This is a genomic window from Streptomyces sp. NBC_01216 (genome assembly GCF_035994945.1).
GTDB lineage: Bacteria > Actinomycetota > Actinomycetes > Streptomycetales > Streptomycetaceae > Streptomyces.
In genome coordinates this window covers 6,638,696-6,655,201 of the sequence record NZ_CP108677.1, presented here as the reverse complement: position 1 = coordinate 6,655,201, position 16,506 = coordinate 6,638,696, and the positions used below count along the sequence as shown (strand labels likewise).

Genomic DNA, 16,506 nt, shown 5'->3' with positions numbered 1-16,506 from the left:
ACCGCCCACGACGACCCCGCCGCCGACCACCGGGCCCCCCACCACTTCGCCGCCGACCACCGCACCACCTACCACCCAGCCCCCCACCAGCCCGCCGCCGACGACCCCGCCGCCGGGCGACACCTGCCCCACGAAGTCCAAGCCGTCCGGCAAGGTCCTGCAGGGCTACTGGGAGAACTGGGACGGCGCCGCGAACGGTGTCCACCCGGGCATGGGCTGGGTCCCCATCACGGACAGCCGGATCGCCGCGCACGGCTACAACGTCATCAACGCCGCCTTCCCGGTGATCCTTTCGGACGGCACCGTCCTGTGGCAGGACGGCATGGACGCCAACGTCAAGGTCTCCACCCCCGCCGAGATGTGCCAGGCCAAGGCGGCCGGGGCGACCATCCTGATGTCGATCGGCGGCGCCGCCGCAGGCATCGACCTGAGCTCCAGTGCCGTCGCCGACCGCTTCGTGGCGACCGTCGTCCCGATCCTCAAGAGGTACAACTTCGACGGGATCGACATCGACATCGAGACCGGCCTCTCCGGAAGCGGCAACATCGACACGCTGTCCGCCTCGCAGTCCAACCTCATCCGCATCATCGACGGCGTGCTGGCCCAGATGCCCGCGGGCTTCGGACTGACCATGGCCCCCGAGACCGCCTACGTCACCGGCGGAAGCGTCACCTACGGGTCAATCTGGGGCTCCTACCTGCCGATCATCAAGAAGTACGTCGACAACGGCCGACTGTGGTGGCTGAACATGCAGTACTACAACGGCAGCATGTACGGCTGCTCCGGCGACTCCTACCAGGCCGGCACCGTGCAGGGCTTCACCGCGCAGACCACCTGCCTGAACAACGGCCTCACCATCCAGGGCACCACCATCAAGGTCCCCTACGACAAGCAGGTACCCGGCCTGCCGGCCCAGACGGGCGCGGGCGGTGGCTACATGACGCCGAGCCTGGTCGGCCAGTCGTGGAACGCCTTCAGCGGTGCGCTGAAGGGGCTCATGACCTGGTCGATCAACTGGGACGGCTCGAAGGGCTGGACCTTCGGCGACAACGTCAGGTCCCTCCAGGGGCGTTGACCTTTCGCTGAACCCTCGCGTCCCGGTGCACCGCTCCTCACCCGAGGGTCGCCGACACCCCCGCGCTCCGAGCCACGGCCCCGGAGCGCGGGCCCGTCCGGCGGGGTGTGGCCCGCGAGCGGGCAGGGGCCCGGAATCATCGGCCGTTCCCGGACCCCTGCCGTTCGAGCGGCGGCACCGACACGGACACCGCCCACCCGGACTCGAAACCGGGACGGTTCACCCGCCCGTGGCCGACCCCCGCGGCTCGCCGTGACCGGTCGGAGACCACGAGCGACTGAGCGACTCTCATGGCGGCTGAGCGCACTTGACCCTCACGAACCATGGTGCCCCACCACATGCACCCCTGACCAGCCACTTCCTACGGTGTGGCGACATCGAATCGTCCCCGTACCTGCCTGGAAGTGGTGCACATGGCCGCCGCAACAACCTCCCCGATGCCACCCGGTTCCCTCACGCGGATCGTGGCCGCCCGTCTCATCGGCACCACCATCGAGTGGTACGACGACTCATTCGATCGAGGCTAGGACCTGCGGAATCAAGAGTGCGAGGGCGGTGAAGTCAGCACCCAACCAGCACGGGTGGCGGGCGATGCTGGTTCGAGTTCGTTCAGGCCGCGAATCCGCGGAGGAACGTCAGGAAATTGCAGTCCGTCGGAGTGGTGACTGTGCGTGTGACGGTTGCGCCTGGAATTCTCCCCGTCAGGGTTCCTCACCGAGGCCGACATCCTCTTTCACGAATTGCTGGCCGCCTCCCCCGGGACCGTCGTCAGCGCGGCCTCCCTCCGCAAGGCGGGAAAGGACTACGGCACGCCCCCGGTGAAGCTGAACCGCACCGGACCCTTCTTCTGCGGCCTGAGCGTTCCCTCGCCGTGCGGCGCAGGCGTTCGTGCAGTTCACGCACGTAGTCGCAGGCCCGCCAGCGGCGGAAGAAGTCGTAGACCGCCCGCCAGTACGGGAAGTCGACCGGCAGAGCCGTCCACTTCACACCGTTGTCGACCCGGTAACGCACAGCGTCGAGCATCTCGCGGGGCAGTACGACTCCGGACGCCCGCCCCGCTTGAGGAGCCAATCCGGCACCGGCATCGCCGAGCGGACCTCGGCCCACTCCGCATCCGTCATATCACTCGGATAGCAGCCTGCCCGCAGCCCTGGAGCGATCGAACCGAACCGGTGCACGTGGCAGTCACACCCAGGGGTGATCGCGGTGGACGCAGCCACAGTGGTGCTGCTCGACTGATCAGGCAACGGGCTTCCTTGGTCGTGCTGGTGTCGTAACCGCGTCACTACCAAGGGGCCCGTTCTCTCATGCCCGCGGCCGCACCCGAACCTCAGTCCAGACAGTCGCCTGCTGCCGCTCGAACACGATCCGGTTTGCCACAACGCACTCAAGCTCAGTCGGACTGGCTCTCCCTGGGAACGGGGCGGCCGGTCGGCGTCGGGTTCCCGGTGGCGTCAGCCGAGCGCGGAGCCGACTGCACCGAGTGTGTCTCGCAGCCACTGCTCGACGCCGGCCACGTGAATGGTGGCCCAGGCGTGGGCGAGGTCGGGCCGCCGGTTGGCGATGGCGTCGAAGATGGCGCGGTGCTGCTGACGGGTCCGGGCGACTGCGTCCTTCTCCGTGAGTCCACGCCATATCCGGGCCCGAGCGGTCGGGCCGGACAGGCCGTCGGCCAACGAGCAGAGCACGGTGTTGCCCGAGCCGGCCGCGATCGCGCGATGGAACGCGAGGTCGTTGTCGATCAGTTCCTCGAGGGAGGCGTCGTCACCCAGGCTGCCCAGCAGCTCCCCCAGGGCGGCGACGTCGTCGTCGGACATCATCCTGGCAGCCATCGCGGCGGCGGCGGGCTCCAGGATGCGGCGGACCTCCAGGAACTCCAGGACCGTGTCGTCCTGATGGAAGTCGACGATGAAGCCGAGCGCATCAAGCAGGAGATGGGGCTCCAGGCTTGTCACGTACGTGCCGTCACCCTGGCGCACATCGAGGACCCGGATGAGCGAGAGGGCCTTCACCGCCTCCCGCAGCGAGCTGCGGGAGAGACCGAGCCGCTCGGCAAGGTCGGCCTCCTTCGGTAGGCGCGAGCCAGGGCGAAGTTCACCACTGACGATCATTGACTTGATCTTCTCGATCGCCTCGTCGGTGACTGGCACAACGCTGTTCCTCCAATGGTCCGATCAATACAGCATAGACCCACCCATGCCCGGTACGGTCCGCCGCTGCACGGCCGCCTTCGGCCACTGCCCAAGTCACACCTCTGGCCCTAGTACTCCAGCCGTACTTCGGTATTTGCGCTGTTCAGCGGTGGGACGGCGGGGAGTGCTAGCCGCGCCCGCAGACGGCCTGGGACGGTATGGCCACTTCACCGGCTGGTTGTCACGTGGCCGCGCACCGCGCGGCAGGACATCGGATCTCCCAAGTCCTCGGTCAGGCCCCTCTCTGTCAGCCTTGGGTGAGACCTCCCGCTTCGTCGGGTTAGCCTGAGAGGGCACGTCAGGAGAACCATCCCCTCGTGACCAGCACGAACCCCGTCGAGTCCGATCCGGCCCCCAGGCCGAAGCGTCGTTCCTTCAGTCCGAGTACAAGCTGCGGATCGTGACCGAGTACGACGCCGCACCGAGGAACGAGAAGGGCGCGGTCCTGCGTCGTGAGCGCCTGTACCACTCGCACGTCAAGGAGTGGCGGGCCGCGCGGGATGCCGGGGCTGGAGAAGCTGGTCGACAAGCGCACCAGCCCGGCGAGGCCGAAGAAGTCCGCGCCGAGGCGGAGAACGAGAAGCTGCGCCGCCAAATCGAGCGGCTGGAGGGGGAACTGGCCCGGAACAAGGCCGCGCTGGAGGTCATGGGAAAGCTTCCGCGCTCTTGGAAATGATCTCCGAGGGCGCGGACTGAACGCTGCCGCCGACCCGGTGGTAGACGACGCGTTCACCGGCGTCGAGGACGAACTCGGTCTCACGACGGCCTGCCGGCTGACCGGCCGCTCCAGGGCCACCCACTGCTGTCGGCCGCGTCCGCCGCCGCCGCGTGAACCCCGCAAGCGGCAGGTCCAGCCCACGGCCCTCACGCCCAAGGAGCGGGCGGCGGTACAGGAGCTGATGAACAGCGACGAGTACGCCGAGCTGCCGCCCGCCCAGATCCGGGCCCGCGAGCTGGATGCCGGGCGCTACCACTGCTCCGTCTCCACGATGTACCGGACCCTGCGCGAGAAGGGACAGGTAGGCGAGCGGTGCCGCCAGGCCACCCACCCCGCGAAGACAGTGCCCGAGCGGGTCGCCACCGGGTCCTCGCAGGTGTTCACCTGGGACATCAGCAAGGCAGCCGGACCGGTCAAGGACGTCTGGTATCACGCCTACGTCATCATCGACATCTTCAGCCGCTACATCGTCGGCCATACCGTCGAGGCGGCCGAATCAGCGGCGCGGGCCGAGGACTTGATCGGGGAGACCATCGCCCGCAACGGCATCGTGCCCGAGACCGTGCAGGCCGACCGCGGCACCTCGATGACCTCCAAGAGGGTCTCCCAGCTGCCGACCGACCTCGGCGTCGCCTGGTCGCACTCGCGGCCGAAGACCTCCAACGACAACCCTGCCAACGAGGCCCATTTCAAGAGCACGAAGTACATGTCCGACTACCCCGAACGCTTCGATTCGCTCGCCCATGCCCGCGAGTGGTTCGAGGCGTTCATCGCGTACTGCAACCACGAGCACCGGCATTCGGGCATCGGCTGGCACACGCCCGCCGGCGTGCCCTTCGGAACCGCCGAGGAGGTCCGCGACCAGCGGGCCGTCACCCTCGCCGGGGCATACGCCCGCCACCCCGAACGCTTCGGCCGTCGCCCCCGACCACCCCGGATACCCCAAAAGGCGTGGAACAACGACCCGGCCAAGCGCCGCGAACCCGCACCACAAACCTCATAGCGTCACGACCGTCTCGCTGGACTTGAAATCTTCCGGGCGGAGTAGCAGGCAGGTACCTGCAGGCTGTAGACCCGGATCGCGTTGCGGTGGAAGATCGCCTCCTGCTCGGCGGGGCCGAGCGCGTCCGTGAGGTGCTCCGCGACGCGGACAACCTCCCCGTAGCCGGCCTCCAGGGTGCAGACCGGCCAGTCGGAGCCGAACAGCAGCCGCTGAGAGCCGAATGCCTCCAGGATCGTATCGGCGTACGGCACGAGGTCTTCGATCCGCCAGCCAGGGGCGGCCTCGTTGACCAGCCCGGAGAGCTTGCAGACGGTGTTGGGCAGCTCGGCCAGACGGCGTACGCCATCCGCCCAGGGTTCGAGAGCGCCGGTGGCGATCGGCGGCTTGCCGAAGTGGTCGAGGACGAAAATCAGCGGAATGAGCTGTGAGGCCGCGATCGTGGCGGCGGGCAGCTGCTGCGGCTTGACGACGAGATCGTAGGCGAGGCCGGCCTCGGCAACGGCCGTCAGCCCACGCTGGACGTCCGCTCGCAGCAGCCAGTTCGGGTCCGGCTCCTCCTGCACCTGGTGGCGGATTCCCACCAGTCGTTCCCCGCCCGGGAGCTCACGCAGCTCGGCGATCCGGTCGGCGACGTCCGGGGCGGTGAGGTCGGTCCAGCCGACGACCCCGGCGATCAGGTCGCTGCGGTGCGCGAGCGCCAGCAATTCGGGTGTCTCCTCGGGCACACAGACGGTCTGGACGACGACGGTGCCGACCACCCCGGCCGCACTGGCCTCGGGAGCTAGGTCCGCGGCCATGAAGGACCGGGCGAGCGGGGCCAGCGCCTCGCCGGCAATCCAGGGCTGCGGCCGTACGGCGAGGTCCCAGACATGGTGGTGCGCGTCGATGATCAGCCGGGCCGTCACAGCTCCCACACCACTGGCAGCCCGGCCGAGGTACCGTCCTTCGAGTAGTCGTGGACCACGTCGAGGAGTTCACCCATCCGCGCTTGCCAGGCGATGTTGATCGGCAGGTGTTCCAGTTCGGCGAGCAGCCGGCCGTAGTCCTCGCAGTCCAGCAGGTGGAACAGCTCGCAGCCGCTGCGCCAGATCGTCCAGGAGGTGACGCCGGCGGCCCGACTGGCGGCCGCGAGTTCGGCGGGTACCTCGTGGTGGGCGGCCTCGTACTCGGCGATCCGGTCGGGGCGGACGCGGGTATGCAGGGCGATTCTCATGAGGTCTCCACGATGATGACGTCCAGGGTGCGGGGGCCGTGCACACCCTCCACCCGGTCGAGTTCGATGTCGCTGGTGGCTGAGGGTCCGGAGATGAAGGTCAGCGGCCGGGCCGGGTCGAGGCGGGCGAGGGCGTCGGGGACGTCGGCGGCGATCTGTTCGGCGCGGACGACGCAGAGGTGGTAGTCAGGGATGAGCGTGAGGGCGCGTCGGCCCTGGCCGGCACCGGTGTCGAGGACGATGGTCCCGGTGACGGCGATGCCGGCGGCGGCGAGCGTGATCGCGCCGTCCAGGGCGTCCAGTGCCTCGATGTCGAGTGGCTCCGGGTGCCACTCCCAGCTGCCGGTCGGCAGCAGCTCGATCGGGAACGCGTCCGGTAGCGCCAGGCTTGCGGTGCCCCGCATGGTCAGCGCGACGGCGATGGCGTCGCGCAAGCCAGCCATGTTGGTACGGGTGGCAGTGGCGCGATAGTCGGCAACGCGTTCGGCGAAGAGGGCAACGGTGTCCTCGTCTGCCCGGACGTGGCTGCGCCGGTAGTCACGGGGCACGAGTACGTCGTCCGGGGTCTCGTCGGACGGGACGTCGGCGAGTGCGGCGCGGATGCGGCCGAGGACGGCCTCTCGGCTGGTCATCGCTCCCCCTCCTTCTCCTTGTTCTCGCGCCACCAGGTGCGGAAGGACTCGGCGGGTGGCGCGGGGGTGTCGCGGGTGTCGGACCAGCCGTGCAGCGGGCCGGGCAGCCGGCCGATGCGTCCGTGCCGAGCGATGGCGCGTCCGGCGACGCTCGCCGCCGTCTGCGCGGCAGCGAGTAGCTGCGGGGAGTCCAGCACTCTGGCGGCGGCTTTCATCGCCATCGCCTCCGCGGTGGGCAGCCGCTTGGCCTCGACAACCTTGGCTCGCAGGTGGGCCAGCACCTCCGGGATATTGATCTTCACGGGGCAAGCGTCGTAGCAGGCCCCGCACAGGGTGGAGGCGAACGGCAGGGTGGCTGCGTTCTCCACGCCGACCAGCTGCGGGGTGAGGACGGCACCGATCGGCCCGGGGTAGACCGAGCCGTAGGCGTGGCCGCCGGTGCGTTCGAAGACTGGGCACACGTTGAGGCAGGCCGAGCAGCGGATGCAGGCCAGCACCTGCCGTCCGACCTCGTCGGCGAGAGTGTCGCTGCGGCCGTTGTCGAGCAGGACCAGGTGGAACTCCCGGGGACCGTCACCCTCGGTGGTGCCGGTCCAGGTGGAGGTGTAGGGGTTCATCCGCTCGCCGGTGGAGGAACGGGGCAGCAGTTGGAGGAACACCTCCAGATCCGACCAGGTGGGGACCACCTTCTCGATGCCCATGACGGTGATCAGCGTCTCGGGCAGAGTGAGGCACATTCGGCCGTTTCCCTCGGACTCCACTACAACGACCGTGCCGGTGTCGGCGCACGCGAAGTTGGCACCGGAGACGGCGACCTTGGCGGAGAGGAACTTCTCCCGCAGGTGGCGGCGTGCGGCGTCGGCGAGCTCCGCCGGGTCGTCGCCCAGACGGTCAGGCGCTGGCTGTCCCCAACGGCCCATCTCTGCGGCGAAAAGGTCGCGGATCTCGGTGCGGTTCTTGTGGATCGCTGGGACGAGGATGTGGGAGGGGCGATCGTCGCCGAGTTGGACAATGAGTTCGGCGAGATCGGTCTCGTACGCGGTGATGTCGGCCTCTGCGAGGGCTTCGTTGAGGCCGATCTCCTGGGTCGCCATGGACTTGATCTTCACCACCTCGCGCTCGCCGGTGGCCCGGACGAGTGTGGTGACGATCCGGTTGGCCTCGGCGGCGTCGGAGGCCCAGTGCACAGCGCCGCCTGCGGCGGTGACGGATGCCTCCAGCTGCACCAGGTAGTGGTCGAGATGGCGTGAGGTCCGCTGCTTGATCGCGGCTGCGGCCTCGCGCAGGTCCTCCCAGTCGTCGAGTTCCGAGGCGACGGCGATCCGCTTGTCGCGGATGGTGGTGGTGGCACACTTCAGGTTGGCGCGCAGTCGCTGGTCCTTCAGCGCACTGCGGGCGGCGTCGGGAAAGGACGGGGAGTCGAGCCAGACGACGCCCCGGCCACCGCGGTTGCTCATCACGCCGCCCCTTCGGTAGCGGCGAGGATCTCGGCCAGGTGCATGGTGCGCACGCTGCTGCCCTGCCGGGACAGTCCGCCGCCGAGGTGCATCAGGCAGGAGTTGTCGGCGGCGCACAGGACCTCGGCTCCGGTGGATTGCACCCCGACCGCCTTGTCGGAGAGCATCGCGGCGGAGGTATGTGCGTTCTTGATGGCGAAGGTACCGCCGAAGCCGCAGCACGAGTCGGCCGACGGGAGGTCGACCAGGTCGATGCCCTTGACCGCCCGCAGCAGCTCCAGCGGCCGGTCGCCGAGGCGCAGTCCTCGCAGGGAGTGGCAGGTGGGGTGGTAGGTGACACGGTGTGGGAAGAACGCCCCCACATCGGTGACCCCGAGGACGTGGGTCAGAAATTCGATGAACTCGTACACCCGGGGCACCAGTTCGGTGACCTGCCGCTGGAGCTGGACGTGGGCGTACTCCGCCGCGAGCAGCGGGTGGTTCTCGCGGACCATTCCGGCGCAGGAGGCGGACGGCGTGACGACGGCGTCGTAGTCCGCGAAGGTCCTGGCGAAGCGAGCCACCAAGGGGACGGCATCGGGGCGGTAGCCGGTGTTGAAGTGCATCTGACCGCAGCAGGTCTGCTCCTGCGGGAACTCGACCGTGTGGCCCAGGCGCTCCAGGACGGTCACCACGGCTCGGCCGGTACCGGGAAACATCGTGTCGTTGAAGCAGGTGATGAACAGGGCGATACGCATCAGCCCGCCTCCAGAGGGGTTGGTGTGTCGGCGGTCAGCAGCCCGCGGTCCTTCAGATCGGCCCACAGGGCGTCCGTGATGCGGTGGTGGAGCATGGCGCCGGCGTCCTCCATCTCGGCCGCGTTGCGAGTGCCCACCAGGACGCTGGCGACGGCCGGGTGTCCGAACGGGAAGCGCAGAGCGGCGGCCCGCAGGGGTACGCCGTGCTGCTCGCAGATGGCCCTGAGGTCGAGGGCCCGGCCGAGCAGGTCTGGCGGCGCCGCAGAGTAGTCGAAGGTGGCGCCGGGACGCGGGTCGGCGAGCAGGCCGGAATTGAAGACACCGCCGATCACGACTCCGACACCACGCCGGTGGGCCAGCGGTAGCAGTTCGGTGAGGCCGCTCTGGTCGAGCAAGCTGTAGCGGCCAGCTAGCAGGACGGCGTCGATGTCAGTGTCGCGGACGAAGCGGCTGAGCAGTTCGGCCTGGTTCATCCCCACGCCGATGGCGCCGAGCACACCTTCCGCGCGCAGGCGTTCCAGCTCCGGGTATGCCTGGTCCAGGGCCTGGTCGGCGTAGTCGTCCGGGTCGTGCAGGTAGGCGATGTCGAGCCGGTCCAGGTCGAGCCGGTCCAGGCTCTCCTCGATAGACCGACGCACACCCTGGGCGCTGAAGTCCCATCGTCGGTGGTGGGTCGCGGGGACGGCGAAGCCGTTGGTCAGGTCGTCGCCATCCGCGTCGGCGGTTGGCTCCAGCAGGCGGCCGACCTTGGTGGACAGCACGTACTCGTGCCGGGGCATGGCACCCAAGACGCGGCCGAGGCGTCGTTCGGACAGGCCGAGGCCGTAGTGCGGGGCGGTGTCGAAGTACCGGACACCGGACTCCCAGGCGGCGACGACGGTCTGTTCGGCCTGTGCGTCGGGCACCGGGGTGAACAGGTTGCCGATACCGGCCGCGCCGAAGGCGAGCTCGCTGACCTGAACCGTGCTGCGGCCGAGCCGGTGGTGGCGCAGCATCACAGCTTCGGCTCCGGTCGCAGGCGCAGGCCCGCCATGCCGCCGTCGACCGCGAGGGCGGTGCCGGTGATGCTGCCGGCAGCCGGGGAGGCGAGGTAAGCGATTGCGGCGGCAACTTCCTCGGCGCTGACCAGCCGTCCGGTCGGCTGGCGGCCGTTGAGGGCGGCGCGTTCGGCGGCCGGGTCCTCGGCGGCGTCCAGCAGTCGGGAGACCCACAAGGTGTCGACGGTGCCGGGGTTGACGCAGTTGACCCGGATACCCTCACGGACGTGGTCTGCGGCCGTGGCCAGGGTAAGCGAGAGGACGGCGCCCTTGCTCGCCGAATACAACGCGCGCTGGGGAAGTCCCGCGGTGGCGGCGATGGAGCAGGTGTTGACCACGGAGGCGTGGCCGGAGCGGCGCAGGTAGGGCAGCGCCGTGCGGGTGGTGCGGACGATGCCGAGCACGTTGACGTCCAGGACGTGGTGCCATTGCTCGTCCGGGTTGTCCTCGATGGTGCCCGCGGCACCGATTCCGGCGTTGTTGACCAGGATGTCGATCCCGCCGAGCGCCTCGGCCGCCCCCTCGACGGCCGTGCGCACCGAGCGGTCGTCGGCGACGTCAGCGGTGAAGCCGCGCAGCGGGACGTGGACACCGCTCGGGTCGAGGTCGAGGACAGCGACGTCCGCTCCCCGCTCGCTGAGCAGTTTGGCAGTGGCCAGACCTATGCCGGAGGCGCCGCCGGTGACCAGGGCAGTGAGTCCGTCGAGGTCGGTGGTCATGAGCGCTCCTCCAGGTCGGCCGCCCAGAAGGCGCCGCCGGGGTATGTGAAGGTGTCGATGGTGGCCTGGTGCATGGTGGCTGAGAAGCCTGGCTCGGTGGGTGCCTGGTAGTGGCCGCTGCTGATGACCACAGGGGTGAGGAAGTGCTGGTGGAGGTGGTCGACGAACTCGATCACCCGGTCTTCGGTAGTGCCGGAGAGAGCGACGTAGTCGAACATCGACAGATGCTGGACCAGCTCGCACAGGCCCACGCCGCCGGCGTGCGGGCAGACCGGAACGTCGAACTTGGCGGCCAGCAGCAGGATCGCCAGGTTCTCGTTGACGCCCGCCACGCGCGCGGAGTCCAGCTGGAGGATGTCGATGGCGCCGGCCTGGAGCAGTTGCTTGAAGACGATCCGGTTCTGCACGTGCTCGCCGGTGGCGACCTTGATCGGGTGCACGTCCTGCCGGACGGCGGCGTGCCCGAGCACGTCGTCGGGGCTGGTGGGCTCCTCGATCCAGTACGGATCGAACTCGCCCAGGGCATTCGTCCATTCGATCGCCTCGGCGACGTTCCAGCGCTGGTTCGCGTCGATCGCCATCCGGATGTCCGGGCCGACGGCCTGGCGGGCGGCACGGCAGCGCCGGATGTCGTCCTCGAGGTCGGCGCCGACCTTCAGCTTGATCTGGGTGAACCCGTCTGCCACCGCCGCCTTGGCGAGCCGGGTGAGCTTCTCGTCGGAGTAGCCAAGCCAGCCGGGCGAAGTGGTGTACGCGGGGTAACCGCGCCGAAGCAGCTCGGCGGCCCGGCCGTCCGCACCCTGCTTGCCCTTGCTCAGCAGTGCCAGGGCCTCGTCAGGGTTCAGGGCGTCTGTGATGTAGCGGAAGTCGATCTGGGAGACGAGCCACGCGGGGTCGGCGTCGGCGAGCAGCTGCCAGAGCGGCTTGCCCTCGCGCTTGGCCGCGAGGTCCCAGGCGGCGTTGACGACGGCACCTATGGCCATGTGCATCACGCCCTTCTCGGGGCCGAGCCAGCGCAGTTGGCTGTCGCCGATCAGGTCACGGCTGAGCGAGCCCGGGTCGGCGCACAGTTCGTCGACCGTACGGCCGATGATGTGGTCGCGCAGCGCGTCGATGGCGGCGACCTGGACGTCGTTGCCGCGGCCGATGGTGAAGGTGAGGCCGTGGCCCTCGTGGCCGCCCGCCGAGGTGCGCAGGATGACGTAGGCGGCGGAGTAGTCGGGGTCGGGGTTCATCGCGTCGGACCCGTCCAGCTCCCGCGAGGTGGGGAAGCGGATGTCGTAGGTGTCGACGGCGGTGATCCGCGCTGTGGTTGCGGACAACGGGGTGCCTTTCACGCGTTGGCGAACGTCTGGCGCTGGGTGCCGAGGCCGTCGATCGACAGCTCGACCACGTCCCCTTCGCGCAGGTAGGGGGTGCCGGGCAGGCCGAGGGCCACGCCGGCGGGAGTACCGGTGTTGATGACGTCGCCGGGGCGAAGCACCATGTACTGGCTGAGGTACCAGACCAGGTAGGCGACATCGAAGATCATGTTCTTGGTATCGCCGTTCTGGCAGACCTCGCCATTGACGGCCAGCCGCAGGCCGAGCGCCTGGGGGTCGCCGACCTCATCGGGGGTAACCAGCCAGGGGCCGAGCGGGTTGAAGGTCTCGCAGGACTTGCCGAGGTCCCACTGCGCGGAGTACTCGAGCTGGAACTCGCGCTCGGAGACGTCGTTGCTGATCGCGAAGCCGGCGATGTACTGGATGACATCGGCCGGGCTCGCCAGGTAGCGGGCCTCGCGACCGATGACCACGGCGAGCTCGACCTCCCAGTCGGTCTTCACCGAATCGCGCGGGATCAGCACCCGGTCGTAGGGGCCGCCCACGGTGGACGGGTCCTTCATGAAGACGACCGGCCGTTCGGGGACGGCTACCCCGGTCTCCTCCGCATGGTCGCGGTAGTTGAGGCCGACGCACACCACCTTGCCCGGGCGGGCGACCGGTGCGCCGGTCCGCAGGCCAGCGGCCTCTACGACCGGCAGTGTCCCCGCGGCGAGTGCCGCCCGAGCCCTGTCGATTCCACCGGAAGCGAGGAACGCTCCGTCGATGTCCGCCGTCAGAACCGAGAGCGCGTACGCCGTACCGTCCTCGTCAAGGATTGCGGGCACCTCCGCTCCCGGCGGCCCGAGTCGCAGCAGCCTCATTCCGTGTCTCCTGTCACTGGTCCAGAGGCCGAGGATCCCCATCGACCAATACATCGGATGAATCCGCAGCCGCTCCGACCATACGAGCCATGACTGCCTGACGCAAGAAATCCTCCGATGTTTGTTGGCACCCTGTGAAAACTCAGAACAGAGATGCAGAGTTCGAGAGGAGGACTGCGGCGAATCTCTACGCGAAACGCGGATGGCAGCTTCAGATTCATCCGATGTCTCATACTGTCAGCCGGATCTCCGACTCATGATGCGGTCCCCTGCTGGTCAGGGTGGGCCGGCGCGTGACGCCGCGGCTGCGCCAGGTTCCACGGGCCCGGGGTGGTGCGGGTCCTTCTCCGTTCTGGTCTTCGTCGGAACGGGGCCGGGTCGTCAGGTGACGGCGGCGTCGGCCGGGTCGCCGACGTTGGGCAGGCCAGGAGCCTGACCCACGCGTCGAGGTCGGCGGCCAGGTTCACGGCGAGCATCCACCCGGTCCGCGCACCGGCGCAGCAGCACCGCCCCGGCATGCCCGACCAGCCCCTCGCCGTCGGCCCGCACACGCAGCCGACGGTCCCACCCTGTACGCTCGCCCACCGGAAAGGTGCCCTGACTCTTACATCGGATGCGGACTAGACACTCGCATCCTCGCAGGTCAAGGCACCTTTGCTTCTACCGTGGCGTCAGTTCACCCAATTCCGCTGAATGCCCAGGGTCAGTACGGCAAGCCATCCGACGACTGCACGGGAGGAGCGTCCCGGTGTCACCTGCCCGGATTGCCCGCACCACAGACCGGCCTCCCTCCGGAATGAGGGCTGGTGGGGGGCCGGTTCACTCACCGGTGCTGGCACGTTGACCGGTGGGGGTGAGATGATCTTCGGGTTGGGTCGTGGCTGGGAGGCCCTGTCGTGGAGAGCGTGTCGCCGTCGTACAAGGGGCACCGCTACCCGGCGGAGGTCATCGCGCAATGAAGTACTTCCGCTCACGCCGCGCCGCGCCGCCCAACGATTCCTGTCCGCGCTCAGCGGCATCTCGCCCCACTTCCGGCCCCGACGCCATCTCCTGACCGCCACCCATTACCACTTCGAGATGGCACTCCGCTTCACACTCCGGGACCACATCACCGGCACGGCCAGCCGACCCACCACGGCCTGCCCCAGGTCCCGAAACCCACCCCCACCCCGACCCGACACACCCTCAAGCGACCATCACATCGACAACTTGACAACACCGTGCCGATGGCTCTCGAGTTCCTGTGCGGTTGGTGGGTCGGCCCCCGGGCGGACGCACGTGAGTGCGGAGACCAGGGATGCCTCACCGAGCAGTTCAATGAGGGTTTCCGGACCGAGACGGCGCAGGCGGGATGCGTTGCCCGCGCCGAGGAGGTCGAGTCGGCGCAGCGCGTCGAGCAGCCCCGCTGTGAAGGCGTCGCCTGCGCCGACGGTGTCGGCGACCTCGACGGTGGGCGCCGGACAGTGGACGCCCCCCGATCTGCAGACGCCGTAGGAGCCGGCGGCTCCTCGGGTGACCACGACCAGGGCTGGTCCGCGTTCGAGCCATTCCCGGGCGACGTCTTCGATGTCCCGTCCCGGGTAGAGCCAGTCGAGGTCGTCGTCGCTGACCTTGACCACGTCGGCAAGCGCGGCCCGATGCTCGATCAGTGTCCGTGCCCGCATGGGCTCTCCCATCAGCGTCGGACGACAGTTGGGATCGTACGAGACGGTGCAGCGCCCGCGGGCTTGCTTCAGAAGCCGTCGTACGGTGGTCGCGCCCGGTTCCAGGGCCGCCGCGATCGAGCCGGTGTGCAGGCACACGACCCCGTCAGGGAGCTCGTCCGGTTCCGGTATCGGCGCCAGGTCCCAGGAGATGACGAACTCGTACGTGGCGGCACCCGCGGTGTCCGTCCGCGCGATCGCCGTGCTGGTGGGAAGGCCGTCGGCGGTGGTGTCCCCGAGCAGCGTGACCGAGCTGTCGGCGAAGTGGGCTGCGAGCATCTCTCCGTAGGGGTCGCGGCCGTACCGGGTGAGCAGTGAGACCGGGTTGCCCAGCCGGCCCAGGCCGACCGCCACGTTGGCAGGGCTGCCGCCCGGGTAGGCGGCGGTGTCTCCTTGGCCGGACTTCACGATGTCCACGACGGCTTCTCCGACGACAAGGAACATGCTCGGCCTACTCCTGGGTCTCTGCTGCGTGGGCTGTGCACATCGTGTGAGGTGAGCCTGCCCCTTCTCAGCGGGCCCGGCCCCTGCACATGAGCGGGACCTGCGGGTGTTCACGAAAGTCTCCGGCGCAGTGCCTCGGCGATCGCGGGAGCCGGCGGGAGTCGGGGAATGAGTGTGGCCTGGAGTGCGTGGTAGATATCCGGTTTGCCGGGCCACACGGTCGCCGCGGGGGTGTTTCGGGGCGTGAGCTCGTGGTGCCAACTGCCGTCGGCGCGGTCGACGAAGACTTGGTCCGCGTGTGCCCACCAGGTGTGGTACCAGTGCTGATACTCGTCGTTGCCGGTGACGCGGTGGAGGACGGCGGCTGCCGCGATCGCCTCGGCGAGGACCCAGTGCATGCGGGTTCCGACGACCGGCTCGCCGGCCCAGTCCACGGTGTAGACGAACCCCGGTTCCCCGTCGACGTTCCAGCCCTCGCGGACGCCTGCGGCGAAGAGCGCCTCGGCGTCGTGGAGCAGCCAGTCGGGTGGGGTCGGCATGCCGGCGTGGAGGCCGAGCAGGAGTCGGGCCCATTCGAACCAGTGCCCGACGGTGGATCCGAATGGCCGGAACGGGTCGTCGGGCCGGTCCCAGTTGTACTCGTACTGCGGCGTCCAATGGGCGTCGAAGTGTTCGACGATGCGCCATCGGGCGGCTCGGGCGTGTTCGTGGACCACGTGCCGGGCGATGCGCAGGGCTCGCGCATGCCAGACGGGTTCGCCGGTGACGTCTCCTGCAGCCAGGAACGCCTCGACGGCGTGCATGTTGGCGTTCGCTCCGCGGTAGTTCTCGCACAGTTGCCAGGGCAGGTCCCAGCTCTCGAGGAGCCGGCCCTCCTCCTCGCTCCAGAAGTGCCACTCGATCGTGTTCAGCGATCGGGTCAGCAGGTCCCGGGCCCCCGGTCGGCCGGCGGCCGTGGCACCGGCCGCCGCCAGGACCACGAACGCGTGTGTGTAGGCGGACTTCTCGGTGGAGAGCGGCCGGCCGTCGCCGTCCGCCCCGGTGTACCAGCCGCCGTGTTCGCGGTCGTACAGCGGTCCCGACAGGGCGGCGAGCCCGTGGTCCACCAGGTTCGCCGCATCGGGGTCGCCGCAGAGGTGGGCGAGGGCGAAGACGTGGGTCATGCGGCAGGTGATCCACGTGTGGACACACCCGTCGTCCCGCACGGCACCGCGATCGTCGAGCCAGCCGAACCCGTTGGGCACACGCGCGGCGCGGGCGAAGTCCAGCAGCCTGGCCCGCTCGGCGGCGAGCCAGGCGGGGTCACCCACCAGGCCCGCAAGCCTCGGTGCGGCCGGTTGCGGGGGAGGGTACTTGGCGTCGTCTGTCATCGGGCTCCTCAAGGTCGATCC

15 protein-coding genes and 2 pseudogenes are annotated in these 16,506 nt (G+C 69.1%); 4 read left to right on the top strand and 13 right to left on the bottom strand.

Annotated elements, in window-relative coordinates; all coding sequences use genetic code 11:
• Positions 1-115: 115 nt before the first annotated feature.
• A pseudogene (locus OG393_RS30065) lies at positions 116-1,075 on the top strand (chitinase); the annotation flags it as partial.
• Positions 1,076-1,843: 768 nt separating this feature from the next.
• Here OG393_RS30065 and OG393_RS30060 read toward each other — a convergent pair.
• Positions 1,844-2,098 carry a transposase gene (locus OG393_RS30060; protein WP_327377833.1) on the bottom strand — a complete coding sequence of 85 codons (255 nt, stop codon included), beginning with the start codon at positions 2,096-2,098 and terminating at the stop codon, positions 1,844-1,846.
• A 431-nt stretch (positions 2,099-2,529) separates the two neighbouring features.
• Positions 2,530-3,225, bottom strand: a complete 696-nt coding sequence (locus OG393_RS30055; RefSeq protein WP_327377832.1) for a FadR/GntR family transcriptional regulator — start codon at positions 3,223-3,225, stop codon at positions 2,530-2,532.
• 442 nt (positions 3,226-3,667) lie between these two features.
• Between OG393_RS30055 and OG393_RS30050 the strand changes: the two genes are divergently transcribed.
• Positions 3,668-3,943, top strand: coding sequence for a hypothetical protein (locus OG393_RS30050; protein ID WP_327377831.1), 276 nt, complete (start codon positions 3,668-3,670; stop codon positions 3,941-3,943).
• Positions 3,944-3,980: 37 nt separating this feature from the next.
• Complete coding sequence (locus OG393_RS30045; RefSeq protein WP_327377830.1) at positions 3,981-4,988, top strand: DDE-type integrase/transposase/recombinase; 1,008 nt, start codon at positions 3,981-3,983, stop codon at positions 4,986-4,988.
• 2 nt (positions 4,989-4,990) lie between these two features.
• Here the strand turns inward: OG393_RS30045 and OG393_RS30040 are convergent, their stop codons facing one another.
• Genes OG393_RS30040 through OG393_RS30000 form a run of 9 tightly spaced genes read right to left on the bottom strand, consistent with a single transcriptional unit; the run spans position 4,991 to position 12,968 of the window.
• Positions 4,991-5,893, bottom strand: coding sequence for an amidohydrolase family protein (locus OG393_RS30040; protein ID WP_327377829.1), 903 nt, complete (start codon positions 5,891-5,893; stop codon positions 4,991-4,993).
• Entirely contained in the window at positions 5,890-6,201 is a 312-nt protein-coding gene (locus OG393_RS30035) for an L-rhamnose mutarotase (RefSeq protein ID WP_327377828.1), read from the bottom strand. The genes OG393_RS30040 and OG393_RS30035 overlap by 4 nt, the downstream gene beginning before the upstream one ends.
• Complete coding sequence (locus tag OG393_RS30030; protein WP_327377827.1) at positions 6,198-6,833, bottom strand: LutC/YkgG family protein; 636 nt, start codon at positions 6,831-6,833, stop codon at positions 6,198-6,200. The genes OG393_RS30035 and OG393_RS30030 overlap by 4 nt, the downstream gene beginning before the upstream one ends.
• Positions 6,830-8,290 carry a LutB/LldF family L-lactate oxidation iron-sulfur protein gene (locus tag OG393_RS30025; RefSeq protein WP_327377826.1) on the bottom strand — a complete coding sequence of 487 codons (1,461 nt, stop codon included), beginning with the start codon at positions 8,288-8,290 and terminating at the stop codon, positions 6,830-6,832. The genes OG393_RS30030 and OG393_RS30025 overlap by 4 nt, the downstream gene beginning before the upstream one ends.
• Complete coding sequence (locus tag OG393_RS30020) at positions 8,290-9,027, bottom strand: (Fe-S)-binding protein (RefSeq protein ID WP_327377825.1); 738 nt, start codon at positions 9,025-9,027, stop codon at positions 8,290-8,292. The genes OG393_RS30025 and OG393_RS30020 overlap by 1 nt, the downstream gene beginning before the upstream one ends.
• Positions 9,027-10,022, bottom strand: coding sequence for an aldo/keto reductase (locus OG393_RS30015; RefSeq protein WP_327377824.1), 996 nt, complete (start codon positions 10,020-10,022; stop codon positions 9,027-9,029). Before OG393_RS30015 ends, OG393_RS30020 begins: the two co-directional genes overlap by 1 nt.
• On the bottom strand, positions 10,022-10,783 hold the full coding sequence (locus OG393_RS30010) for an SDR family NAD(P)-dependent oxidoreductase (RefSeq protein WP_327377823.1): 762 nt from the start codon (positions 10,781-10,783) through the stop codon (positions 10,022-10,024). Before OG393_RS30010 ends, OG393_RS30015 begins: the two co-directional genes overlap by 1 nt.
• Entirely contained in the window at positions 10,780-12,105 is a 1,326-nt protein-coding gene (locus OG393_RS30005; protein ID WP_327377822.1) for an L-fuconate dehydratase, read from the bottom strand. Before OG393_RS30005 ends, OG393_RS30010 begins: the two co-directional genes overlap by 4 nt.
• A gap of 11 nt (positions 12,106-12,116) precedes the next feature.
• Positions 12,117-12,968, bottom strand: coding sequence for a fumarylacetoacetate hydrolase family protein (locus OG393_RS30000; RefSeq protein ID WP_327377821.1), 852 nt, complete (start codon positions 12,966-12,968; stop codon positions 12,117-12,119).
• Between the two features lie 987 nt (positions 12,969-13,955).
• On the opposite strand from OG393_RS30000, the pseudogene OG393_RS29995 reads away from it, so the two are divergent.
• Positions 13,956-14,108 (top strand): annotated as a pseudogene (locus OG393_RS29995) (IS6 family transposase); the annotation flags it as partial.
• 56 nt (positions 14,109-14,164) lie between these two features.
• Here OG393_RS29995 and OG393_RS29990 read toward each other — a convergent pair.
• The gene (locus OG393_RS29990) at positions 14,165-15,115 is read right to left on the bottom strand and encodes a carbohydrate kinase family protein (RefSeq protein ID WP_327377820.1); all 951 of its coding nucleotides are present in this window, start codon (positions 15,113-15,115) and stop codon (positions 14,165-14,167) included.
• 110 nt (positions 15,116-15,225) lie between these two features.
• Positions 15,226-16,485, bottom strand: coding sequence for an AGE family epimerase/isomerase (locus tag OG393_RS29985; protein ID WP_327377819.1), 1,260 nt, complete (start codon positions 16,483-16,485; stop codon positions 15,226-15,228).
• Positions 16,486-16,506: the final 21 nt, after the last annotated feature.

What these genes read in the sequence shown, in the direction of transcription:
- OG393_RS29985 (WP_327377819.1), bottom strand. Translation starts at nt 16,485, where the DNA reads ATGACAGACGACGCCAAGTACCCTCCCCCGCAACCGGCCGCACCGAGG.
- OG393_RS30060 (WP_327377833.1), bottom strand. Translation starts at nt 2,098, where the DNA reads ATGCTCGACGCTGTGCGTTACCGGGTCGACAACGGTGTGAAGTGGACG.
- OG393_RS30035 (WP_327377828.1), bottom strand. Translation starts at nt 6,201, where the DNA reads ATGAGAATCGCCCTGCATACCCGCGTCCGCCCCGACCGGATCGCCGAG.
- OG393_RS30025 (WP_327377826.1), bottom strand. Translation starts at nt 8,290, where the DNA reads ATGAGCAACCGCGGTGGCCGGGGCGTCGTCTGGCTCGACTCCCCGTCC.
- OG393_RS30010 (WP_327377823.1), bottom strand. Translation starts at nt 10,783, where the DNA reads ATGACCACCGACCTCGACGGACTCACTGCCCTGGTCACCGGCGGCGCC.
- OG393_RS30020 (WP_327377825.1), bottom strand. Translation starts at nt 9,027, where the DNA reads ATGCGTATCGCCCTGTTCATCACCTGCTTCAACGACACGATGTTTCCC.
- OG393_RS30015 (WP_327377824.1), bottom strand. Translation starts at nt 10,022, where the DNA reads ATGCTGCGCCACCACCGGCTCGGCCGCAGCACGGTTCAGGTCAGCGAG.
- OG393_RS30030 (WP_327377827.1), bottom strand. Translation starts at nt 6,833, where the DNA reads ATGACCAGCCGAGAGGCCGTCCTCGGCCGCATCCGCGCCGCACTCGCC.
- OG393_RS29990 (WP_327377820.1), bottom strand. Translation starts at nt 15,115, where the DNA reads ATGTTCCTTGTCGTCGGAGAAGCCGTCGTGGACATCGTGAAGTCCGGC.
- OG393_RS30000 (WP_327377821.1), bottom strand. Translation starts at nt 12,968, where the DNA reads ATGAGGCTGCTGCGACTCGGGCCGCCGGGAGCGGAGGTGCCCGCAATC.